Consider the following 24,103-nt stretch of genomic DNA (forward strand, 5'->3'; position numbering starts at 1 on the left):
ACAATGATAAAAAACTTCAACGTTAAATTAATAAGTACAGTAATAATTGTTTTCATATTTACGAGTTGTAAAACCGAATCAAAATCTAATTCTAATTCTGATCGTAACCCATTTGAAGCAAAGGTAGATTCTATTTTAGGTTTAATGACGATAGAGGAAAAAATAGGACAACTTAATCTGCCCGTTTCTGGGGATATTACAACTGGTTTAGGCAAAAGTTCTGATGTTGGAAAAAAAGTTCAGGAAGGAAAAGTTGGAGGGATGTTCAATATTAAATCTGTCGAAAAAATTAGAGCGGTTCAAAAAATCGCAGTTGAAGAAAGCCGATTGGGCATCCCATTACTATTTGGAATGGACGTTATCCATGGTTACGAAACAACATTTCCTATTCCATTGGGACTCTCCTCGACTTGGGATATGGAACTTATCGAAAAAACGGCACGAATGGCAGCCACCGAAGCGAGTGCAGATGGCATCAACTGGACATTTTCTCCTATGGTTGATATTTCACGAGATCCTCGCTGGGGCAGAGTGTCTGAAGGCAACGGTGAAGATCCATATTTAGGAAGCCGAATTGCAGAAGCTATGGTAAAAGGTTACCAACAAGATGATTTAAGTCAAAACAACACGTTGATGGCTTGTGTGAAACATTTTGCGCTTTATGGAGCGCCTGAAGCTGGCCGTGACTATAACACCGTCGATATGAGTAAAATAAGAATGTATAACGAATATTTAGAACCTTATAAAGCAGCTGTTGATGCAGGTGTAGGTTCGGTTATGGCATCTTTTAATGAAATTGATGGTGTGCCTGCAACAGGCAATAAATGGTTATTGACAGATTTATTGCGAGACGATTGGGGCTTCAATGGTTTTGTAGTCACCGATTATACAGGTATTTGGGAAATGATGGCTCACGGCATGGGTGACGAAGAAGATGTAGTTGCTTTAGCGCTTAACGCAGGTATTGACATGGATATGGCTGGGGATTCACCTTCGGCTTCAGCAGCTTTCATTAAATCCTTGAAAACAGCTTTAGACAAAGGTATGGTTAGTATTGATGATATCGACACGGCTGTAAAACGTATGTTAACTGCAAAATTTGAATTAGGATTATTTGAAGATCCTTATAAATATTTAGATAATGATAGAGCCAAGAGCGAAGTATTCACAGACGAGAATAGAGCATTTGCCAGAAAAGTAGGAGCGGAATCTGCCGTTCTGCTAAAAAATGAAAATAATTTATTACCGTTAAAAAAAGAAGGAACCATAGCCTTAATCGGGCCTTTGGCTAACAATGCGGTCAATATGGCGGGTACGTGGAGCGTTGCCACACAACAAGAAAAATCAAATCCAGTTTTAGCAGGTTTCAAAACGGTTGTTGGTGATAAAGCCACTATTTTATATGCCAAAGGAAGTAACGTGGATTACGATTTAGATTTTGAAAAACGTGTTACTATGTTTGGTAAGGATATTCCAAGAGATGATAGAACGGATAAACAATTATTAGATGAAGCGTTGGCCATTGCTAATAAATCAGACGTCATAATTGCGGCTATCGGCGAATCTGCAGAGCTCAGTGGCGAAAGTAGTAGTGTAACAAATCTTCAAATTCCACAGGTTCAAAAAGATTTATTAAATGCTTTATTAAAAACAGGGAAACCAGTGGTATTGGTATTGTTTACAGGAAGACCTCTTGCTATTGTTGACGAGAATGAAAATGTTCCAGCAATACTAAACGTTTGGTTTCCTGGAAGTGAAGCTGGTTTAGCAATTTCAGACGTATTGTTTGGTGATGTAAATCCTTCAGGAAAGCTAACAGCAACGTTTCCGATGAATGTGGGCCAGATACCCATTTTCTACAATCATAAAAATACAGGACGCCCTTTAAACAATAAGGAAGGTAAATTTGAAAAGTTCAAATCCAATTATTTAGATGTTCGAAATGAACCCTTATACCCATTTGGTTATGGACTTAGTTACACAACATTCGATTATTCAAACTTCAAACTGGATAAAACAGCCATCAACTTTGATGGTCAAATAACAGTTTCAGTAGATGTTACCAATTCTGGTGATTATGACGGAAAAGAAGTGGTTCAACTTTACATAAGGGATGTTGTCGGTACAGTGACAAGACCTGTAAAAGAATTAAAAGGCTTTGAAAAAGTGGACATTCAAAAAGGGGAAACTAAAACTATAACATTCAACATAACTATTGAAGACTTAAAATTCTATAATTCAGATTTAGATTTTGTAGCAGAACCAGGAAAATTCCATGTGTTTGTGGGAACTGATTCCACTACGGAAATGATGAAAGAATTTGAACTTACAAAATAAAATAAATCTCGAAAATTAGATTTCTTTTTGTGGATTTGGATTGTCCCCTTGAGGGGACTTTAGGGGTGTTTCGAATAAATTTAATTATTATAAAATGAATTTTAGAATCGTTTTTTTATTAGCTTTTTTTGCTGCTAACTACAGTTTTTCCCAAAACTATGAAGCTAAAGTAGATTCGATTATGAGTCTTATGACGCTTCAAGAAAAGATTGGACAAACAGTAATGTATGGTGGAAGTTGGGATCAAACAGGTCCAATAGTTGGTTCCGATAATGGTAAATATATTCGTGAAGGTCATATGGGAGCGATGCTAAATGCTATGTCAGTAAAAGGGACTCGCGATTTACAAAAAGTAGCAATTGAAGAAACCCGTTTGGGTATTCCGTTACTATTTGGATATGACGTAATTCATGGTCACAGAACAATTTTTCCAATAAACTTAGGCTTATCAGCAAGTTGGGACTTAAAAATGGTCGAAGAAAGTTCGCGCATCGCAGCCGAAGAAGCCTCTGCAGAAGGTATCCATTGGACATTTGCACCCATGATTGATGTTTCAAGGGAACCACGATGGGGCAGAATATCAGAAGGTGCTGGTGAAGATGTTTATTTAAATAGTGAGGTCGCAAAAGCTTACGTTCGAGGTTTTCAAGGTGAAGATTTATCACAACCCAACACCATTTTGGCCTGTGCCAAACATTATGTGGCTTATGGAGCAGCTCAAGCCGGACGGGATTACCATACCACAAATATGAGTGACGGAGAGTTAAGAAACGTCTATTTACCACCTTTTAAGGCTGCAGTCGATGCTGGTGTAGAAACCTTTATGTCTGCTTTTAACGAGCTAAACGGAGTACCGACTTCGGGCAATAAATATACCTTAAGAGATATTCTTCGTGGCGAATGGGATTTTGAAGGTTTTGTTGTTTCGGATTATACGTCCATTAATGAAATGGTTCAGCATGGATTCGCAAAGGATAGTATTGATGCTGCTAGAATAGGAATGAACGCTGGTGTGGATATGGATATGATGGGTCATATATATCGTAAAAATCTAAAGGCGTTGGTTGAAGAAGGTAAAGTACCGGAACAATTCATAAATGAGGCCTGCAAGCGTATTTTATTGGCTAAATATAAATTAGGTTTATTTGATGATCCGTATCGCTATATTGATGAAAATCGTGAAAACACCACTAAATATAAACCAGAATTTTTAGCCAAAGCAAGGGAAATTGCAGCAGCTTCATCTGTGTTGTTACAAAACAGGAACGAAGCCTTACCACTTTCAAGCACTTCAAAATCGATTGCATTCATTGGCCCTTTGGTTAAAGATGAATACAATATCATAGGAAATTGGGCAGCAAAAGGAGATCGCAATGGAAAAGCGGTTAGTGTTTTTGAAGGCGTCTCAGAGTATTTAAAACCGAAACAAATTCAATATGCTAAAGGTTGTGAGATTTTAAAGGATGACACTTCGGGATTTGATGAAGCTATTTCAGTTTCGAAAAAGGCAAACGAAATTGTCCTGGTGATGGGAGAAGGGCATCATATGAGTGGTGAAGCGGCTTCCAGAACAAATTTAAGAATTCCAGGAGTTCAAACTGAATTGATAAAAAGAATTCGTGAAGCTAATCCCAATAAAAAAATTACTTTGGTCTTAATGAATGGAAGACCAATAAATCTCTCCGAAGAAGTCAATTTGGTTGATGCCATTTTAGAAGTGTGGTTTCCAGGAACTATGGGAGGCGCTGCAACTGCAGATTTGTTGTTCGGTAAAGTTAATCCTTCAGCGAAATTGACCGTTACATTCCCAAGAAATGTTGGTCAGGTGCCGATTTACTACAATATGAAAAATACAGGACGACCAATTCCTCAAAGCAATCCAAAGCAAGATTATAAAAGTAATTATATCGATGTGCCAAATACACCATTATTTGTCTTTGGACATGGCTTGAGTTATACCAATTTTGAGTATTCGGATTTGAAATTATCATCAAACACATTTGGTTTCACTGATGAACTTTCAGCATCGGTAACCATTACCAATTCAGGTAGTTTTGATGGATATGAAATTGTACAACTTTACATTCACGAGAAAGTAGGAAGTGTCACCAGACCAGTTAAAGAACTCAAAGGATTTCAAAAACTATTTTTGAAAAAAGGAGAAAGTAAAACGGTAACATTTGCTATTTCGGCCGAAGATTTAAAATTCTATAACACTGAAAAAGAATACACTGTTGAGCCAGGAGAATTTGAAGTTGCAATTGCACCAAGTTCAGACTTTAAATTTAAGAATACCATTACCCTAATTGATTAATAGCTAGATATGCCACATACCATTCATAAGATATTATCCCTTTGCTTATTAATGGGTGTGGCTTTATCGTTCCATTCCTATTCACAGTCTAAAGTTATTAATTCAGGTTGGCAATTCTCTGAGGATCAATCCAACTGGCAAACTGTAAACATTCCGCATACTTGGAACAAGACTGATGCCTTTGATGATCTACGCGGTTATAGACGAGGCTTGGGTTATTACCAAAAACAAGTATTTATTCCGCTAGAGGAAAGTGATAAAATCCATTATTTAAAATTTAATGCCGTAAACCAAGAAGCCACCATTTTAGTCAATGGAATTAAAGTTGGTAGCCACAAAGGCGGTTATACCGCTTTCAATTTCAATATTACTGAATTTGTAAAATACAATGCTTATAATCTTATTGAGGTGACTGTCGATAATTCTCACAATGTCGATATTCCGCCGTTAGATGCAGATTTCACATTCTATGGAGGCATTTATCGCGATGTGGAATTAATCACGCTTTCAAAACAACATTTTAGTTTAGATGATTTTGCGTCGGAAGGTTTTTATATCAATTACCCTTACGTTTCTAAAGGTGCTGGAAAAATTGAAGTAACAGGAATAATTAATAATTCAGATGTATCTGATGCTAAATTAAAACTAATCATAAGTCTTATTGATCACGAAGATTATTTATTAATAGATAGAACTGAAAAGTTTGAAATAAAGTCTAAATCTTCCGAAAGCATTGTAAGTAGTACTTTGAAAATAGTGCATCCAAAGCTTTGGTCACCAGAAAGTCCATATTTATATAAGCTCAAACTAGTTCTACAAGATAACGAAGGAAATATTTTAGATTCTAAAACTTCTAACGTAGGTTTTCGTTGGGCATCTGTAGATCCAGAGAAAGGCTTCTTTTTAAACGGAAAACCAATCAAGTTAATTGGCGTAAATCGTCATCAAGACTATAAAGGTTTTGGAAATGCAGTACCAATGGCGCTTCAAAAAGAGGATATTCATCTCATAAAAGATATGGGTGCAAATGTGGTACGATTTGCCCATTATCCGCATTCACGAGCACTTTATGATTTATGTGATGAACTTGGCATTTTAGTTTGGACAGAAATACCCGTCATTAACTTAGTGACAGACTCAAAAGCCTATTTTGATGTGAGTTTAGCCATGCAAAAAGAGCATATTAAGCAGTATTACAACCATCCATCGGTCGTGATGTTTGGTTACATGAATGAGATTTTTATCCGTTTGGCATTCAATAATAAATTAACAGCTGCAGATAAAGAAAACTTAAAAGTAGAATCCGTAAAATTAGCCACACAACTCGAAAATTTAACGCGTAGACTGGCACCACACCACATAACCGTTATGGCTTGCCACCTTAACGAGGTTTATAACGAAACAGGCATTGCAGATTTGCCAATGCTATTGGGTTGGAACTTGTATTTTGGTTGGTACGATAGACAGATTGAAGATTTAGGGCCTTTTTTAGATGAACAACATAGGCGTTTCCCAAATCGAGTCTTGTTTTTGTCAGAATATGGTCCTGGAGCAGACGTTAGGATTTTTACGGATAATCCTAAAAAGTTCGATTTTTCAACTGACTATCAGGCAAAACTCCACCAATCCTATTACAAGCAAATTACAGACAGACCATTCATGGCAGGCATGACCGCTTGGAATTTTGCCGATTTTGGGTCAGAGTTTCGTGGCGATGCCATTCCACATGTCAACCAAAAAGGTTTGGTACAATACGACAGAACACCCAAAGATGTTTACTACTGGTACAAATCGGTTTTAGATGATACTGAACCATTCGTGTACATAGCAACAGCGTATCTAAACGGACTCACATTGTTTCAAAATGAAACCTATCCTATCCAAATCTATTCCAACCAAAAGGAAGCTTCGGTCATATTGAATGGTAAAACTTTAAAAACCGTTCAGTTTGAAAATGGTGTTGCAACAATAGAGGTGCCTTTTGAGCATGGGAAAAATAAGATTAATGTTGTTTCTGGTGACATTGATATTCAAAACGAAATAGACATCAATAGAATACAAAGCTTAGATTTTAATGATTTCGAACGTTTTGGAATCAATATTGGCGCTCATTTCTATTTTTATGACGAAGAACGAAACATCACCTTCGTGCCAGACCAGCCTTATAAACTAAATTGGTTTGGACATATTAATGGTGAAGCTTTCGGTATGACAAAAGATAAAAATCAAGGCATTCCGCATAATATTAAAAATTCAACCTCAGAACCGCTTTTTCAAACAATGCTTGAGGCTTGCTCAACGTATAAAGTCGATATTCCAAACGGAAGGTATAAAGTGGATTTGTTTTTTGTTGAACCTCAAATAAGAGCCAATGAAAACATTTATAATTTAAAGGAAACCAAAGCTAATGCTGATCAGAAGCAACGTGTTTTTGATGTTTCCGTAAATGATGTAATAGTTGAAAAACAATTCAATATAGCAAATTCATATCCCGAAAAATATGGAGTTACGTTATCAACAACTATTGAAGTGGCTGATAATAAAGGTTTGAGTATAGTGTTAAATCCTATTGAAGGTAAGCCTGTAATTAGTGGTGTCTTAATAGAAAAAATGAAATAATTCAGTATGGAAATCTTTTAGGTTTTTAAAACCTTAAAGATCTGATAAACAATCAATAATGAAAAACAAAATCTTCATATTATTTACTTTCATCACTTTCGGCATTTCCGCACAAAACATGGAAACTTTCATCTATGCCATTAAAGGAAACGACACACTTAGAATGGATGTGTTCACACCAAAAAATATTAAAAAAGCAGACACACTTCCCGTATTACTTTGGATGCATGGAGGCGGATTTTCAGGAAGTCATAGAGCGTATCCAGATGATAATGAATTGGTAAAATACGTAGCAAAAGAACAGAATTATATTGGCGTTTCTATTGATTATCGCTTATTAAGAAAAGGAACAACTACTGGTTTTGGCTGCGACTGCACCAAAGATGAAAAACTCGAAACCTTTAAACAAGCTGCAATTGATTATATGGACGCGGCAAAATACATGGTTGAACATGCCGGAAAACTTCAAATAGATACCACCAAAATTATAGCAGGCGGCAGTAGTGCAGGGGCAGAAGGCATTCTGAATGCGGTATTTATGCGAGAATATTTCATTACAAATAAAGAAACCTATAAAAATGTGAAATTTGCAGGCCTGTTTTCTTGCGCTGGAGCTGTAGTTGATGCAAGTTACATTACAGAAGAAAATGCAATTCCTTCCGTTTTATTCCATGGAACCAAAGATCAATTGGTGCCATTCGGCAATGCGCCGCATCACTATTGTGAACCAACAAGAGATGGTTATATTATGCTAGATGGTTCCGAAGTTATTGCAGAGAAACTCGAAGATTTTGACACCTCTTATTATTTTAATATTGTAAGAGGCGGACGGCACGAAATTTCACGAATCCCATTTGAAGATTTAGAAAAAGTGTTCCAGTTTTTTGAACAAACTGTTATTAGCGATGAAGTGATTCAAACTAAAATTATAAAAACCAAGCAACCATGAGATATCTAATACTGACATTAGTTGTGCTTTTTGCCTTTCTGTCCTGCAAAGATAATGTAGAAGAAAAGAAGGAGGAGGTAAAGCCAAAGCCACGTCCAAACATCGTGTATATCATGGCAGATGATCATGCCGAACAGGCAATAAGTGCTTACGGTCACCCAATAAGCCAACTGGCGCCAACACCAAATATTGATAGAATTGCCAATGAAGGCGCACTCTTTAAAAATAACTTTTGTACCAATTCTATTTGCGGACCAAGTAGAGCGGTAGTATTAACGGGTAAGTTCAGTCATGTCAATGGTTTTAGAATGAATGGCGACCAATTTGACGGCAGCCAACAAACATTTCCTAAGTTATTACAGAAAGCAGGCTACAATACAGCAGTCATCGGAAAATGGCACTTACATGGTCTGCCACAAGGGTTTGATTATTGGAAAATTCTAACGGATCAAGGCAATTATTATAATCCAGATTTTATCTCTGTGAACGAAGAAACAAAAGTAGCCGACACCACTCGAATCGAAGGTTATACCACAGATATAATTACTCAAGATGGTTTGGCTTATCTCAACTCGGTAAAGGATAGTAATAAGCCATTTATGCTGATGTTGCAACACAAGGCTCCACACAGAAACTGGATGCCAGCCTTAAGACATGCCAATAAATTTGACGATGTTGAATTTCCACTACCTGGTACTTATTTTACTGCTCACGAAGGCTCATTAGGTTCCCAAAACCAACAACAAACAATTTATAAGGATATGTATGAAGGTCACGATCTAAAGTTGACCAAAAAGAAAGGTAGCCCTGAATTGGCATGGAATCCATGGAAAACAGATTTTGAACGTATGACGCCAGAGCAAAGAACGGCTTGGGATGAAGCGTATCAAGCTAAAAATGATGCCTTTCATGAGGCGAATCTTTCAGGGAAAGAGCTGGCAAAATATAAAGGACAACGTTATTTACAGGAATATTTGGCAACAATTGCTGCTGTTGATGAAGGTGTAGGACAGGTTTTGGATTTTCTTGAAAAGAATGGGTTAGCCGAAAATACTATTGTCATTTACACCACGGATCAAGGCTTTTATCTCGGTGAAAAGGGCTGGTTCGATAAACGTTATATGTATGAGGAATCTTTGGCCATGCCTTTGGTTGTAAAATATCCTGAGGTCATAAAACCAGGAACAGTCATTGATGCCATGACCCAGAACCTTGATTTTGCCGAAACATTTTTGGATTATGCGCAAGTTGAAATTCCAACGGATATGCAAGGAAAATCACTTCGACCGTTATTGGAAAATTCATTTGAAGGCGACCAATTTAGAGATGCAGTCTATTATCATTATTACGATTATCCGGCTTTTCACATGGTGAAAAAACATTATGGTGTACGAACAGAACGTTATAAATTAATGCACTTTTATGATGATATCGATACTTGGGAATTATATGATTTGGAAGAAGATCCAAAAGAAATCAATAACCAAATCGATAACCCTGAATACGATGAGGTTGAAGCTAAACTGAGAACAAAACTAGCTGAACTTCAAGAGAAATACGAAGTTACACCAACGGATTTTGAGCGTGCACCAGAAAAGCGTGTTGAGCGTGCGTATAAGCAATTTGAAAAGCTTCGTGGTAAAACAGGGACATCTTATGATCCAGTGACTGATACAGATACGAAATTATAAAGAAACTATTTTAGACCTTTCAGGTTTTCAAAACCTGAAAGGTCTGGAAACGAAATTTAAATATGAAAAATTTATACATTCTAACATTAATTTTACTTGCATTTTCGTGTAAGAATACCACTGAAAAAACTGAGGCTAGTTCTAATTTAGGTGATAAAACAGTCTCGAAACATCGGGATCAAAACGAGGCGCAAACTTATATCAACCCATTGGATATAGACTACACTTACATGTTGTATAATTCAAGCAAAAACAAATCGTACCGTTCTGGGGCAGATCCGGCAGTGATTGAATTTAAAGGGGAATACTATATGTTTGTCACGCGTTCTTTTGGGTATTGGCATTCTAAGGACTTAGTGAATTGGAAATTCATCAAACCACAACAATGGTTTTTCGAAGGCAGCAATGCGCCGACAGCTTTCAACTATAAAGATTCGTTAGTGTATTTTGCTGGCGATCCAGCGGGTTATGGTAGTATACTTTACACGGACGATCCTAAAAAAGGCAAGTGGACACCCACAGCCTCTATTTCCAGTAATATTCAAGATTCAGAATTGTTTATTGATGATGATGGTAAGACCTATTTGTATTGGGGAAGTTCTAATGTGCATCCGCTTCGCGTGAAGATGCTTAATAAGGATGATCGATTTTTAGAAACTGGTGAGCGAAAAGAATTATTCAACCTTGTCGAAGCAGAACACGGTTGGGAACGTTTTGGAGAAAACAACTTTCATCCAACGCTAAAAGAAGGTTATATGGAAGGGGCTTCCATGACCAAACACAACGGAAAATATTATTTGCAGTATGCAGCGCCAGGCACACAATTTAATGTGTATGCTGATGGTGTTTATATAGGTGAAACGCCACTTGGTCCTTTTGAATACATGAAAAATAATCCCATGAGCTTTAAACCTGGCGGATTTACAAATGGTGCTGGACATGGTATAACAGTTAAGCAAACCAACGGTCAATATTGGCATTTTGCCACTATGGCGTTGGCGTCTAATGCACAATGGGAACGGCGTCTTTGTATGTTTCCGACGTATTTTGATGATGAAGGTTTAATGTATACGAATACAGCTTATGGTGATTATCCACGGTTTGGACCTAGCCATCCAACCAAAGCAGGGCATCACAACGGTTGGATGTTACTGTCTTACAAAGGTGATGTCACCGTATCGTCTTCTTTAAAACAAGTTATGAAATTCACTTCAAACGACGATGAGGTAGAAGAGAAAGAATTACCTGTTGAAACAACTGCTGAAGGACAAATCACTTCTTCAGTATTAACAGACGAAAACCCAAAAACCTTTTGGGTTGCGGAAGCTAATGACGATAAACAGTGGATGACTATCGAAATGAAAAACGCAGGAACTATTCATGCTTTACAACTAAATTTTCACGATCATGAATCTGGAATATACACACGTGTTGAAGGCTTAAGACATCGTTTTACGATTGAGGCTTCCGACGATGGCACCAACTGGCAAACGGTTGTTGATAGAAGTAAAAGTGATATTGATGCACCAAATGCTTACATGGTATTAGATAAGCCTGTCAAAGCGAAATATGTACGTTATAACAATGTAGAAGTGCCAGGTGAAAACTTCGCCATGTCCGAAATTAGAGTTTTTGGATTAGGCTTAGACGAAAAACCAGCAGAAGTAACAGGGTTTGAAATTAATAGAGAAAAAGATCGCAGAGATGCCTCATTTTCTTGGAATCCTGTTGAAGGCGCTCAAGGTTATAACATACGCTGGGGAATTGCAAAAGATAAGCTTTATCAATCGTGGCAAGTTTATGATACCACCAATCATTTTATGAGAAATCTAGATCGAGATACGCCTTATTATTTTACTATCGAAGCGTTTAATGAAAATGGAATTTCAGAAAAAAGTAAAATTTTATTTATTCAATAAATTAATAAAAATGAAACATATAATAGTCATGGTTTTAGCCATTTCAAGTTTTGGGTTTGCCCAAGATTTTTCGGTAATGTCATATAATATCAAATTAGACTACCCAAAAGAAGGCAAAAACAGTTGGGAAAGTCGACAGGAATTTTTAACGAACCAAATTAAGTTTTATGAGCCAGATGTTTTAGGCGTGCAAGAAGCAATGCCAAACCAGATGCGAGCCATGGATAGTCTTTTGGTAGAATATAGTTTTGTTGGCGTTGGTCGTGATGATGGAAAGGATAAGGGCGAATATTCCGCAATTTTTTACAAAAACAAAAATTTAGAAGTCATACAGTCTGGTACATTTTGGCTATCTGATACGCCAACGGAAGTATCTATGGGTTGGGATGCCGTCTGCAATAGGATTTGCACATATGCATTGTTTGAAGATATAGATTCTAAGAAGAAGTTTTGGGCTTTTAATACGCATTTTGATCATATAGGCAAGGAAGCCCGAAAGAACAGTGCAACATTAATCATTGAAAAAATTAAGGAGCTCAATTCAGAGAATTATCCTATTGTATTAACGGGTGATTTTAATATGGAACCAGATCATGAGAGTATAAATTATATTAAAACTGAGTTGAAAGATTCAAAAGATATAGCAGACCTAGATTTTGGGCCAGAAGGTACCTTTAACGGATTTCATTTTGACAAACCTGTGACTAGACGTATTGATTTTGCCTTTGTCAGTGAAAATGTTGAAGTTTCTAAATATGCAGTTTTAAGCGATAATTGGGATTTGCGCTATCCTTCAGATCATATGCCTGTTTTCATTAGAATAAAAATTTAAATAGTCCATATCTGGATTAAATCAAAACAACTAAACTAATATTAAAATAAATACTAAAAGATGAAAAAAGGTGGTTTCTTATTATTAATTGCGGCAGTCTCAGCTTTAGGAGGCTTACTATTTGGTTACGATACAGGTGTTATCAATGGCGCACAGTTTTACCTTACCGAATATTTCGATTTAAGTGATGGGTTAAAAGGTTGGGTCGTAGGAAGCGCTCTTTTAGGGTGTTTTGTAGGTGCTATTATTGCTGGACCGTTGAGTATTAAGATAGGAAGAAAATGGTCTTTGATTATTTCGGCCATATTCTTTACGGTTTCTGCATATGGATCTGGTTTGCCAGAGATTTTTCCGCAATCGGTAACGATGTTAGTAATTTTTAGAATTATAGGTGGTTTAGGTATTGGTGTGGCATCGATGAATGCACCTATGTACATTGCTGAGATTGCACCATCAAATATTAGGGGACGGATGGTAACCTATTACCAACTGGCTATCGTTATCGGCTTTTTTGTGGTATTCCTAGCAACTTATTTTATTGGAAATGACTTAAGCGTAGCAGAAAACATAGAATTCGGCTGGCGTCGTATGTTTTGGTCAGAATTAGTGCCAAGTATTTTGTTTTTGCTGCTATTGTTCCTTGTTCCTAAAAGTCCGAGATGGTTGGCTTTAAAAGGAAAAGATGAAGACGCTTTGTCTATTTTGAAGAAAATTAATGATGACGACATAGCAACTGTAGAGATGGCAAATATTAAAGAATCTCTAAATAAATCCAATGATGGTATTAAGGTAAGTTACATGTCTAAAGGAATTTTGGCAATTATCGCTATTGGAACTGTGCTTTCAGTTTTACAACAATTCACAGGAATCAACGCTGTATTATATTATGGTGCGGATATTTTTGAAAAAGCCCTTGGTTTTGGTAAAGAAGATGTTTTGGCACAGCAAATATTATTGGCCTTTGTGAATTTGGTATTCACTTTTGTGGCGATGTTCACGGTCGATAAATTTGGTAGAAAGCCATTACTTTATATTGGATCTGTTGGAATGATTATTGGGTTTTTGCTTTTGGCCATAACGCTTCAACAAAATAGTGTTGGTGTTTTGTCTTTAATAGGTGTATTGGTTTTTATAGCATCATTTGCTTTATCTATGGGACCAGTAGTTTGGGTATTATTATCTGAAATGTTTCCAAATAAAATAAGAAGTGTGGCCATGTCAGTCGCAGTGGCAGCACAATGGGCAGCTAATTATGTAGTATCACAATCGTTTCCTGTAGTAATGGGCAGTGAAATGAACAATAGTGCTACTTGGAACGGATCCTTACCTTATTATATATTTATAGTTTTCATATTAGTTATTGTCTTTGTAACCTATAAGTTTATACCAGAGACAAAAGGGAAGACTTTAGAAGAGATTGAAGGCTTTTGGAAGTAATTGAATTTCTAAAATAGTATAAAAACCAAAAAACCCGATTCAAACGAACCGGGTTTTTGATGGTGGTGCTTCCAGCTCCGAAGCTTCGGAGGAACCATGGACGCAACTATCTTTTATTGAGGATATCAGTTAGTATGTCATTATCATTAACTAGTTTTAGAATAAATTTTTTGCTTTTCATGCGTTTAACAAATCGCTCGAGATACACGGCATCATTCTTTGTTTTGCAGCTATAATTTAAAACAATTTCCCAGTCAATGGCAGCATTTGTAAAGGCTTTTTTGAAATGGTGATTATTATGCAGTATAAGTCTCAACTCAACGGATGCGGATTCGCCAGTATAAAATTTGTCAAGAGATTTTGAGTATATTATATAAAGACTATGCATTAGATTTTTTATTAAACCAAAAAACCCGACTCAAACGAATCGGGTTTTTGATGGTGGTGCCTCCAGCTCCGAAGCTTCGGAGGAACCATGGACGAACTATCTTTTGTTGAGGATATCAGTTAATATGTCATTATCATTAACTAGTTTTAGAATAAATTTTTTGCTTTTCATGCGTTTAACAAATCGCTCGAGATACACGGCATCATTCTTTGTTTTGCAGCTATAATTTAAAACAATTTCCCAGTCAATGGCAGCATTTGTAAAGGCTTTTTTGAAATGGTGATTATTATGAAGTATAAGTCTCAACTCAACGGATTCGGATTCGCCAGTATAATATTTGTCAAGAGATTTTGAGTGTATTATGTAAAGGCTATGCATTAGATTTTTTTTATTAAACCAAAAAACCCGATTCAAACGAACCGGGTTTTTGATGGTGGTGCTTCCAGCTCCGAAGCTTCGGAGGAACCATGGACGCAACTATCTTTTATTGAGGATATCAGTTAGTATGTCATTATCATTAACTAGTTTTAGAATAAATTTTTTGCTTTTCATGCGTTTAACAAATCGCTCAAGATACACGGCATCATTCTTTGTTTTGCAGCTATAATTTAAAACAATTTCCCAGTCAATGGCAGCATTTGTAAAGGCTTTTTTGAAATGGTGATTATTATGAAGTATAAGTCTCAACTCAACGGATTCGGATTCGCCAGTATAATATTTGTCAAGAGATTTTGAGTGTATTATGTAAAGGCTATGCATTAGATTTTTTTTATTAAACCAAAAAACCCGATTCAAACGAACCGGGTTTTTGATGGTGGTGCTTCCAGCTCCGAAGCTTCGGAGGAACCATGGACGCAACTATCTTTTATTGAGGATATCAGTTAGTATGTCATTATCATTAACTAGTTTTAGAATAAATTTTTTGCTTTTCATGCGTTTAACAAATCGCTCGAGATACACGGCATCATTCTTTGTTTTGCAGCTATAATTTAAAACAATTTCCCAGTCAATGGCAGCATTTGTAAAGGCTTTTTTGAAATGGTGATTATTATGAAGTATAAGTCTCAACTCAACGGATTCGGATTCGCCAGTATAATATTTGTCAAGAGATTTTGAGTGTATTATGTAAAGGCTATGCATTAGATTTTTTTTATTAAACCAAAAAACCCGATTCAAACGAACCGGGTTTTTGATGGTGGTGCTTCCAGCTCCGAAGCTTCGGAGGAACCATGGACGCAACTATCTTTTATTGAGGATATCAGTTAGTATGTCATTATCATTAACTAGTTTTAGAATAAATTTTTTGCTTTTCATGCGTTTAACAAATCGCTCGAGATACACGGCATCATTCTTTGTTTTGCAGCTATAATTTAAAACAATTTCCCAGTCAATGGCAGCATTTGTAAAGGCTTTTTTGAAATGGTGATTATTATGAAGTATAAGTCTCAACTCAACGGATTCGGATTCGCCAGTATAATATTTGTCAAGAGATTTTGAGTGTATTATGTAAAGGCTATGCATTAGATTTTTTTTATTAAACCAAAAAACCCGATTCAAACGAACCGGGTTTTTGATGGTGGTGCTTCCAGCTCCGAAGCTTCGGAGGAACCATGGACGCAACTATCTTTTATTGAGGATATCAGTTAGTATGTCATTATCATTAACTAGTTTTAGAATAAATTTTTTGCTTTTCATGCGTTTAACAAATCGCTCGAGATACACGGCATCATTCTTTGTTTTGCAGCTATAATTTAAAACAATTTCCCAGTCAATGGCAGCATTTGTAAAGGCTTTTTTGAAATGGTGATTATTATGAAGTATAAGTCTCAACTCAACGGATTCGGATTCGCCAGTATAATATTTGTCAAGAGATTTTGAGTGTATTATGTAAAGGCTATGCATTAGATTTTTTTTATTAAACCAAAAAACCCGATTCAAACGAACCGGGTTTTTGATGGTGGTGCTTCCAGCTCCGAAGCTTCGGAGGAACCATGGACGCAACTATCTTTTATTGAGGATATCAGTTAGTATGTCATTATCATTAACTAGTTTTAGAATAAATTTTTTGCTTTTCATGCGTTTAACAAATCGCTCAAGATACACGGCATCATTCTTTGTTTTGCAGCTATAATTTAAAACAATTTCCCAGTCAATGGCAGCATTTGTAAAGGCTTTTTTGAAATGGTGATTATTATGCAGTATAAGTCTCAACTCAACGGATGCGGATTCGCCAGTATAAAATTGGATCAATCTCAAAAGTTGTGTGTGAGTTGGATAAATAATTTGATCTTTGCCCAAAAAAAGATCGTACATTGAATTTATCCCTAGACCTGCTCAAGTTACTATTACCAGAATTACTAGTTTCACATTTTGACATCACTAGACATAGTATAGAACAAGATACTGTCCATCTGTATTTTGAAGAGAAAAAAGATACGCCTAAAGAAGAAAAGAGCCGTACCCTTATAGCCCACGGTTTTCATAAACAAGTGACCGTTCAAGATTTTCCTTTGCGCGGTAAAAAAGTATTCTTGCATATAAAGCGTCGGCGTTGGCTCGATAAACCCAGCAAAGAAGTTGTACAAAGAGATTGGAATCTAGTAGCACAGGGAACTCGTATGACCGTAGAGTTTGCTGCTTTTTTAAAAGTACTTGGTCAGTACTAAGGCTAATGACTGTCATACCATTGGTCGTTTTTATGGCGTTAATGGTAAGAAGCTCGGGCGGCAGTATCGAGATTATCTTAGTGAGTTTAAAGACTGGAAAGCCAAGAAACATGCTAAAGAGTGGCTCGTCTTTCCTGAGAACATGGGCAAGTATTTATCCATTGATGAAACAGCTCTCTCCAAAGGTGAACTCTATACCATTATCACCAATAAAAAAGCTAAAGGCAAGAAAGGAGCTATAGTAGCTATTATGGCAGGAACTAAGGTGGAGCCTATTATAGAACAACTCCTTAAAATTCCTAAATCAAAAAGAGATAAGGTTAAAGAGATCACCTTGGATATGGCCAACTCTATGAAGTTCATTGCTAAAAAGTGTTTTCCCAAAGCTATACAGGTTACCGACCGTTTTCATGTACAAAAACTAGCTTTAGAAGCTTTGCAAGATATCAGAATAAAACATCGTTGGGAAGCTATAGATATGGAAAATGACCAAATTAAACAGGCTAAAACTATCGAAAAAGAGTTTATCTCTGAAACATTTAATAATGGAGACTCCAGAAAGCAACTCCTTGCCAGAAGTAGGTACCTGCTCTATAAAGCGCCTAACAACTGGACTCAAAACCAATACCTTAGAGCTAAAATCTTATTTGAACAATATCCGGATATTAAAAAAGCTTATAATCTGGTACAAGGACTTAGGAATATATTTAATACCGCTACTTCTATACAAACAGCTTATACTAAACTCGCCCACTGGTATAAAGATGTAGAGGCTACAGGATTTAGGGCTTTCAATACTATTGCAAATACAATTACCCTAAACTATAGATCGATACTCAATTATTTTATTAATAGAAGTACTAATGCATCCGCTGAAGCTTTCAATGCCAAAATTAAAGCCTTTAGAGCACAGTTTAGAGGTGTCAAAAACATAGAATTCTTCCTCTTTAGATTAACAACAATTTTTGCCTAACACACAACATTTAGGCATGATCCATAAAATTTGTCAAGAGATTTTGAGTATATTATATAAAGACTATGCATTAGATTTTTTATTAAAAAAAAAAAAACCCGATTCAAACGAATCGGGTTTTTGATGGTGGTGCCTCCAGGAATCGAACCAGGGACACAAGGATTTTCAGTCCTTTGCTCTACCAACTGAGCTAAGGCACCAATTGCTTAATTAAGCGGACCTGCCAGACACTATTATTATGTGTCATTCAGGCGGGTGCAAATATAGTTGCATTTTTAATATTCGCAAAAAGAAATTGCTAAAATTTGATTTTATAAATTTGTAATTCCAAATGAAAGATTAGAATGCTTATGAATCTTATTGTTGATGTGGGAAATACGTACGTTAAGTTTGCTGTTTTTAATGACGTGGAATTAATTTACAAGGTTAGTTTTAAACTTGTCGAGTTTAAAGATCAATTCAGAATACTTAAAAAAGACTTTCCCAATTTAAAGCATGCCATAATTTCTTCTGTTGGTCATCTTTCTGAAGAACAAGTGAGATTTATAGCTTCTGACCTAAATGTTATTCAATTAAATTCAAAGACAAATTTGCCTTTTCAGAATCGATATACAACCCCAAAAACACTAGGCGTAGATCGTATGGCTTTGGTAAGTGCTTCTGTCCAGCAGTTTCCAGATAAGAATGTTCTAATTATAGATGCAGGCACCTGTATAACATATGATTTTATTACCTCAGGGAATCAGTATCTTGGAGGCGCAATTTCTCCAGGCCTTAGGTTGCGCTATAAATCCTTAAATAATTTAACCGCAAATCTTCCGTTATTAGAGACGAAGCAGCCTAAATATATTACAGGTGATTCTACTGAAGAATCCATTCATTCAGGCGTGGTCAATGGTGTTGTTAAAGAAATTGATGGAGTTATTGGTCAATATCTTGAGGATTACATAGATTTAACAGTTATTTTAACAGGTGGAGACACCAAATTTTTGTCAAACCAATTAAAAAATACCATATTTGCGAATTCAAATTTTCTATTGGAGGGTTTGAATTTTATTCTAGAATATAATTCAAAATAATGATAAAACGATTCATTGTAATTTGTATTACAATTATAGGTTCTGTTACTTTTGCGCAACAAGGAACTGGTTCCCCATATTCATTTTATGGCATAGGAAGTCTAAAATTTAAAGGTACTGTAGAAAACCGTAGCATGGGAGGTATTGGTGTTTACTTAGATAGTATTCATGTCAATTTAAAGAATCCGGCGGCATATGCTGGTAAAAATTTGGAGACTTATCCATTTGATGGCGAAAGTAGACCTGTGAAGTTTGCAGTTGCAGGTACCATGTCTGATGTGACTTTAAAAAGTAACTCAGGTGAGGCAGAAACCAACAGTACCATTTTTGATTATATTGCCATATCAGTACCAGTAGGTAAATTTGGTTTTGGTTTTGGCTTAATGCCTTATACCTCTGTAGGTTATAGGCTGAATGATATTAATGATGACGATATTTTAGTAAACCGTTATACTGGAGAAGGTGGTGTAAACCGGGTTTTTGCAGGTTTGGGCTATCAAATTAATGACAACTGGAGTGTTGGTTTGGATTTTAATTATAACTTTGGGAATATCCAAAATACAGCGCTACAAATAGAGTACACTTCTGAAGGGAATGTAGTGCAATATCAAACAAGAGAGTTCAATAGATCTGATTTAAGTGGTGTGAATTTTAATTTCGGAGTCGCATATAAAACCATGATCAATGATAAGTTTGAGCTATCGGCTACAGCGACTTATGCACCAGGTAGTAAACTTAGTTCCGAAAATGTTAGAACCTTTTCAACGGTTTCTTTAGATGCCACAACGTTTGAGGTTTCTCGTATTTTTCAAACAATTGATGCTGTTTTAGCAGATGAAAGTCTTGAGAAAACCGACCTTAATTTACCTTCTAGACTATCTTTTGGCGCTGGTATAGGAGAGCCTAAGTCATGGTTTGTTGGAGCGGAATATGCGTTTCAAAATACCAGTGATTTTTCTAATCCCGTTTTTCCCAATGATAATTCTACCTTCGAAAACGCATCCCAAGTTTCAATAGGCGGATTTTATATTCCAGACTATAATGCCTTCTCAGGATACTATAAACGAGTCGTTTACAGGGCTGGCTTTAACTTTGGAAACACAGGTTTAGTTGTAAAAAATGAATCGATTAAGGAGTTTGGCATATCTTTTGGATTAGGTTTACCAGTTGGAAACCGCAATTTGTTTTCTAATGCCAATTTGGGCTTAGAATTAGGAAGACGAGGCACAACGAACCAAAATTTAATTCAAGAGAATTTTGTAAACTTCAACGTAAGTTTATCTTTGAACTCTAGATGGTTTCAACAAAAGAAGTATAACTAACAAAATTAATAAAAGATGAAGACGAGAATTACTGCCCTTTTTGTAGCCCTTTTTATGAGCGCAAGCATAGGGTTTGCTCAAGACGACAGTCAGGAAGAATGTATGAATAACCTATCTATGTTTGATAGTTATGTAAAGAGCAAGAAATATGATGATGCTTATGGGCCATGGAAAATTGTAAGGGAAAAGTGTCCAAAGTTCAATAGAGCGATCTATGCTTATGGAGAGAAAATCTTAACACATAAAATAGAAAATTCAACCGGAGCAGAACAGGTAGCACATATCAAAGATTTAATGTTACTACATGATCAGAGTAGAGAATATTTTGAATCTAAATATGATCTTGGTGAGGTGCTAGCGGACAAAGCTAATTTGGCTTACAAATACAGAGAAGAACTTAATATGTCTGATCAACAAGTGTATGACATGTTTGATGAAGCTTATAAGAAGGATGCTAAAAACTTTACAAGTGCCAAAGGCTTATATACTTATTTTTCATTAGCGGTGGATTTGTATGACGCAGGATCTAAGTCACCTGATGAAACTCAGAAAATGTTTAATAAATATGATGATGTTAGTGCCATTATAGAAGATCTAATTGCAGGTTATACAACAAATCTGAATAAATATGCTGAAAAAGAAGAAGCCGGACAAACTTTAACTAAGAAAGAAGAAAAGTATAAAGGGAGCTATGAGTCGAATATTGAGGCTTTCGAAAATCAGATATTGGGAAGTATGGACAAGAAGCTTGGTGATAGAGCTAATTGTGACGTCTTGATACCTTTATATCAAAAAGATTACGAAGAAAATAAGCAAGATGCCCTTTGGTTGCAGCGTGCCATGAACAAAATGGGTGAAAAGGATTGTACTGATGATCCTATGTTTGAAAAATTAGTAGAACAAAAGAACAGAGTAGAACCAGATGCAAAGACAGCATATTATTTAGGGGTCTTAAAAGAAAAGCAAGGAAAAACTGCTGAAGCGGATAAATACTATAACCAGTCTTTTGAATTGGAAACAGATCCACTTAAAAAATGGAAACTTGTAATGAGAGTAGCTGAGAAAAACTATAAAAGAGGAAACTATGGTAAAGCAAGACAGCAATATATGGAGGCTTTAAAACTGAACCCTTCTAATGGTGGTCCATATTTAAGGATTGCAGCTATGTATGCTAAAAGTGCAAACAACTGTGGCGATACTAACTTTAATAAAAGAGCAGTATTCTGGTTAGCAGCTGATGAAGCGGAAAAAGCAGGGCGAGTAGATGGAAGATTGAAATCTACAGCAGCAAAAACAGCAGCGAGTTATAGAGCTAGCGCGCCTTCTAAGCAGGAAATTTTTAGTTGTACTTGTGCAGGAGAAACCATTAAGATTGGTTGTTGGATTGGACGTTCAATAACGGTTCCAAAAGGTTAATGTCAAAATATCATTTACATATCATAAGAAACTTAGTCACAGCAATTGTTGTGACTTTGTTTTTTTCATGTAAAAATGATTTTGATGAGGTTCAAAAAGTTGGGGTACTACAAAACCAACCTATCGGTGAAGCTAAAGCTATTGATTTAAAATATACCGAGTTTAAGGAAGATACGGTAAGGTTAATTGCCAATCTATTAAGTCCTAAGATGTTGGATTATTCTAACAGGAGTTTTGCCTTTAATGAGTTTCCAGAAGGTATTGAGCTTAAAATTTATGATAAAAATAACAACCAAACCACTATTACTTCTAATTACGCCATTGTATATGACGAGACAGATATCATTGATTTGCGTGGCGATGTGAAAATCGCAACACACGAAAAGGACACCTTGTTTACGGAGCAACTGTACTACAATCAGAAACTCGAATGGGCGTTTACAAACGAACCTTGGTTATTTAAGCGTGCCGTTGGTCCTTTGCATGGTATTGGATTTGACTCGGATAAAGAATTTAAGAATTTTCAGATGCTGGAAATGGGAGGTGAATTTGAACTCGATAATTAACTATCTTTGCGCAAAGAAATTTTTATTTAACAGATGAAGAAAATACAGAAGATTTTTCAATACGCATACATTGTTTTTGCAGTGCTGTTTATATACGATGCCATTACCAAATGGTCCGAAGATAGAAATGGCGCTTTCATATCTTTAGCACTTTCGGCTTTGGCGGTATTTATGTTTTTCTTTAGAAAACGCTTCAGTAGAAAGTTTGACGACCATAACAAGAGTTAATTTATGACTGCTGACTTAGTCATTATTATTACCACGCTTATACTTTCAGCTTTTTTTTCTGGAATGGAAATCGCTTATGTGTCTGCCAACAAAATTCATATTGAAATAGAAAAGAAACAAGGTGATTTCTTAGGAAACATCTTGGGCAAATTAACAGCCAAACCTTCCAAATATATTGCCACCATGCTCATTGGTAACAATATCGCTTTGGTTATCTATGGATTTAAAATGGGTGAGGTTTTGGTACGTTGGTTTCAGTCTATGTTACCTTCAGATAGTACAACTCTAACGTATTTGTTCACGGATTTGCAATTATTAACGCAAACAGTAATTTCCACATTGGTTATTTTAATTACGGCTGAATTCTTACCAAAAGTATTCTTTCAAATTTATGCCAATACCTTGCTGAAGGTTTTAGCACTTCCGACGTATATTTTCTATCTCTTATTTTTTTGGGTTTCAGATTTTATCATTTGGATTTCAGATGCGGTTCTAAAATATATCTTTAGAGTAGAAGGCGAAGATGTTGTTTTGGCCATGACCAAGGTGGAACTAGGGAATTACATCACCGAGCAAATGGAATCGGTGGATGACCATGATGATATGGATAGTGAAATTCAAATTTTTCAGAATGCTTTAGATTTTTCAGAGGTAAAAGCACGTGAAGTGATGGTGCCTAGAACTGAGATTACTGCGGTAGAGATTTCAGATAGTATTGAAAATTTGAGACAGCTTTTTATAGATTCTGGGCGTACTAAAATTATTGTTTATAAAGATAACATAGATGATATTTTAGGCTATGTGCATTCTTTCGAACTATTTAAAAAACCAAAAACAATAAAATCGATAATAATTAGGGTAGGCTTTGTGCCAGAAACCATTTTGGTTAAAGATGTTCTTAATATTTTAACCAAAAAACGACGCAGTATGGCTGTGGTTATAGACGAATATGGAGGTACCTCTGGAATTATGACCGTGGAAGATATCATCGAGGAATTATTTGGTGAAATTGAAGATGAACACGATACGGTTGAGATGATTGAAGAACAAATTAACGATAATACTTATAAATTTTCAGCACGATTAGAAGTCAATTATATCAACGAAACCTACAAACTGAATCTTCCCAAAGGTGAAAATTACGAAACATTAGGAGGTTTGATTGTGCATGCCACGGAAGGAATACCTGAGGAAAAGGATGATGTATTAATCGATAATTTCAAGTTTACGGTTACCGAAGTATCTTCAACAAAAATAGATGAGGTGATCTTAAAAATCCTTGAAGTAGATTGATACTTCACTAACACTTATAAAAACTACACTTCTCCTTTTATTATTAGCTAGAAAATACTATTTTCGCAGACTTA

At 36.0% G+C, this 24,103-nt stretch carries 23 protein-coding genes and 1 tRNA gene; 16 read left to right on the forward strand and 8 right to left on the reverse strand.

The features are described from left to right. Positions 1 to 3: 3 nt before the first annotated feature. The 8 genes from bglX to HM987_RS02195 all read left to right on the forward strand — a co-directional run bounded on the left by bglX (position 4) and on the right by HM987_RS02195 (position 14,098). Positions 4 to 2,337, forward strand: coding sequence for a beta-glucosidase BglX (gene bglX, locus HM987_RS02160; RefSeq protein WP_179004807.1), 2,334 nt, complete (start codon positions 4 to 6; stop codon positions 2,335 to 2,337). Between the two features lie 94 nt (positions 2,338 to 2,431). Beyond that, entirely contained in the window at positions 2,432 to 4,651 is a 2,220-nt protein-coding gene (locus HM987_RS02165; RefSeq protein WP_179004809.1) for a glycoside hydrolase family 3 N-terminal domain-containing protein, read from the forward strand. A 9-nt stretch (positions 4,652 to 4,660) separates the two neighbouring features. Continuing rightward, the gene (locus HM987_RS02170; protein WP_179004811.1) at positions 4,661 to 7,270 is read left to right on the forward strand and encodes a glycoside hydrolase family 2 TIM barrel-domain containing protein; all 2,610 of its coding nucleotides are present in this window, start codon (positions 4,661 to 4,663) and stop codon (positions 7,268 to 7,270) included. Positions 7,271 to 7,328: 58 nt separating this feature from the next. Continuing rightward, positions 7,329 to 8,219 (forward strand): alpha/beta hydrolase, encoded by an 891-nt coding sequence (locus HM987_RS02175; RefSeq protein WP_179004813.1) that lies wholly within the window; start codon positions 7,329 to 7,331, stop codon positions 8,217 to 8,219. After that, positions 8,216 to 9,910, forward strand: coding sequence for a sulfatase family protein (locus HM987_RS02180; RefSeq protein WP_179004815.1), 1,695 nt, complete (start codon positions 8,216 to 8,218; stop codon positions 9,908 to 9,910). The genes HM987_RS02175 and HM987_RS02180 overlap by 4 nt, the downstream gene beginning before the upstream one ends. Positions 9,911 to 9,972: 62 nt before the next feature. Then, positions 9,973 to 11,829, forward strand: coding sequence for a family 43 glycosylhydrolase (locus HM987_RS02185; protein ID WP_179004817.1), 1,857 nt, complete (start codon positions 9,973 to 9,975; stop codon positions 11,827 to 11,829). 10 nt (positions 11,830 to 11,839) lie between these two features. Then, positions 11,840 to 12,661, forward strand: coding sequence for an endonuclease/exonuclease/phosphatase family protein (locus HM987_RS02190; RefSeq protein WP_179004819.1), 822 nt, complete (start codon positions 11,840 to 11,842; stop codon positions 12,659 to 12,661). Between the two features lie 60 nt (positions 12,662 to 12,721). Further along, entirely contained in the window at positions 12,722 to 14,098 is a 1,377-nt protein-coding gene (locus tag HM987_RS02195) for a sugar porter family MFS transporter (RefSeq protein WP_179004821.1), read from the forward strand. 106 nt (positions 14,099 to 14,204) lie between these two features. Here the strand turns inward: HM987_RS02195 and HM987_RS02200 are convergent, their stop codons facing one another. The 7 genes from HM987_RS02200 to HM987_RS02230 form a co-directional block, all read right to left on the reverse strand. After that, positions 14,205 to 14,486 carry a GIY-YIG nuclease family protein gene (locus HM987_RS02200; protein WP_179004822.1) on the reverse strand — a complete coding sequence of 94 codons (282 nt, stop codon included), beginning with the start codon at positions 14,484 to 14,486 and terminating at the stop codon, positions 14,205 to 14,207. A gap of 96 nt (positions 14,487 to 14,582) precedes the next feature. After that, positions 14,583 to 14,864: a GIY-YIG nuclease family protein gene (locus HM987_RS02205; protein WP_179004824.1), complete on the reverse strand. Its 282-nt coding sequence runs from the start codon at positions 14,862 to 14,864 to the stop codon at positions 14,583 to 14,585. A 99-nt stretch (positions 14,865 to 14,963) separates the two neighbouring features. Then, complete coding sequence (locus HM987_RS02210) at positions 14,964 to 15,245, reverse strand: GIY-YIG nuclease family protein (protein WP_179004824.1); 282 nt, start codon at positions 15,243 to 15,245, stop codon at positions 14,964 to 14,966. Positions 15,246 to 15,344: 99 nt separating this feature from the next. After that, complete coding sequence (locus tag HM987_RS02215) at positions 15,345 to 15,626, reverse strand: GIY-YIG nuclease family protein (protein ID WP_179004824.1); 282 nt, start codon at positions 15,624 to 15,626, stop codon at positions 15,345 to 15,347. 99 nt (positions 15,627 to 15,725) lie between these two features. After that, complete coding sequence (locus tag HM987_RS02220; RefSeq protein WP_179004824.1) at positions 15,726 to 16,007, reverse strand: GIY-YIG nuclease family protein; 282 nt, start codon at positions 16,005 to 16,007, stop codon at positions 15,726 to 15,728. A 99-nt stretch (positions 16,008 to 16,106) separates the two neighbouring features. Further along, on the reverse strand, positions 16,107 to 16,388 hold the full coding sequence (locus HM987_RS02225) for a GIY-YIG nuclease family protein (protein WP_179004824.1): 282 nt from the start codon (positions 16,386 to 16,388) through the stop codon (positions 16,107 to 16,109). 99 nt (positions 16,389 to 16,487) lie between these two features. Next, complete coding sequence (locus tag HM987_RS02230; protein WP_179004826.1) at positions 16,488 to 16,799, reverse strand: GIY-YIG nuclease family protein; 312 nt, start codon at positions 16,797 to 16,799, stop codon at positions 16,488 to 16,490. On the opposite strand from HM987_RS02230, the gene HM987_RS02235 reads away from it, so the two are divergent. Both HM987_RS02235 and HM987_RS02240 read left to right on the forward strand, forming a co-directional pair. Beyond that, on the forward strand, positions 16,799 to 17,152 hold the full coding sequence (locus tag HM987_RS02235) for an ISAon1 family transposase N-terminal region protein (protein ID WP_179004828.1): 354 nt from the start codon (positions 16,799 to 16,801) through the stop codon (positions 17,150 to 17,152). The genes HM987_RS02230 and HM987_RS02235 overlap by 1 nt on opposite strands. After that, entirely contained in the window at positions 17,139 to 18,125 is a 987-nt protein-coding gene (locus HM987_RS02240) for an ISAon1 family transposase (protein WP_179004830.1), read from the forward strand. The genes HM987_RS02235 and HM987_RS02240 overlap by 14 nt, the downstream gene beginning before the upstream one ends. A gap of 124 nt (positions 18,126 to 18,249) precedes the next feature. On the opposite strand, the gene HM987_RS02245 is transcribed toward HM987_RS02240, so the two are convergent. After that, positions 18,250 to 18,325, reverse strand: a tRNA-Phe gene (locus HM987_RS02245). A gap of 150 nt (positions 18,326 to 18,475) precedes the next feature. Here HM987_RS02245 and HM987_RS02250 point away from each other — a divergent pair. The 6 genes from HM987_RS02250 to HM987_RS02275 are packed head-to-tail and all read left to right on the forward strand — an operon-like array spanning position 18,476 to position 24,029. Next, complete coding sequence (locus HM987_RS02250) at positions 18,476 to 19,204, forward strand: type III pantothenate kinase (protein WP_179004832.1); 729 nt, start codon at positions 18,476 to 18,478, stop codon at positions 19,202 to 19,204. Next, a complete protein-coding gene (locus tag HM987_RS02255) occupies positions 19,204 to 20,526 on the forward strand; it encodes a hypothetical protein (protein ID WP_179004834.1) in 1,323 nt (440 codons plus the stop codon). Before HM987_RS02250 ends, HM987_RS02255 begins: the two co-directional genes overlap by 1 nt. A gap of 15 nt (positions 20,527 to 20,541) precedes the next feature. Then, on the forward strand, positions 20,542 to 21,942 hold the full coding sequence (locus tag HM987_RS02260) for a tetratricopeptide repeat protein (protein WP_179004836.1): 1,401 nt from the start codon (positions 20,542 to 20,544) through the stop codon (positions 21,940 to 21,942). Then, positions 21,942 to 22,508: an LPS export ABC transporter periplasmic protein LptC gene (lptC, locus tag HM987_RS02265; RefSeq protein ID WP_179004838.1), complete on the forward strand. Its 567-nt coding sequence runs from the start codon at positions 21,942 to 21,944 to the stop codon at positions 22,506 to 22,508. The genes HM987_RS02260 and lptC overlap by 1 nt, the downstream gene beginning before the upstream one ends. Positions 22,509 to 22,541: 33 nt before the next feature. Beyond that, a complete protein-coding gene (locus HM987_RS02270; protein ID WP_179004840.1) occupies positions 22,542 to 22,736 on the forward strand; it encodes a hypothetical protein in 195 nt (64 codons plus the stop codon). A gap of 3 nt (positions 22,737 to 22,739) precedes the next feature. Further along, on the forward strand, positions 22,740 to 24,029 hold the full coding sequence (locus tag HM987_RS02275; RefSeq protein WP_179004842.1) for a hemolysin family protein: 1,290 nt from the start codon (positions 22,740 to 22,742) through the stop codon (positions 24,027 to 24,029). Positions 24,030 to 24,103: the final 74 nt, after the last annotated feature.

Source organism: Winogradskyella forsetii (genome assembly GCF_013394595.1).
Lineage (GTDB): Bacteria > Bacteroidota > Bacteroidia > Flavobacteriales > Flavobacteriaceae > Winogradskyella > Winogradskyella forsetii.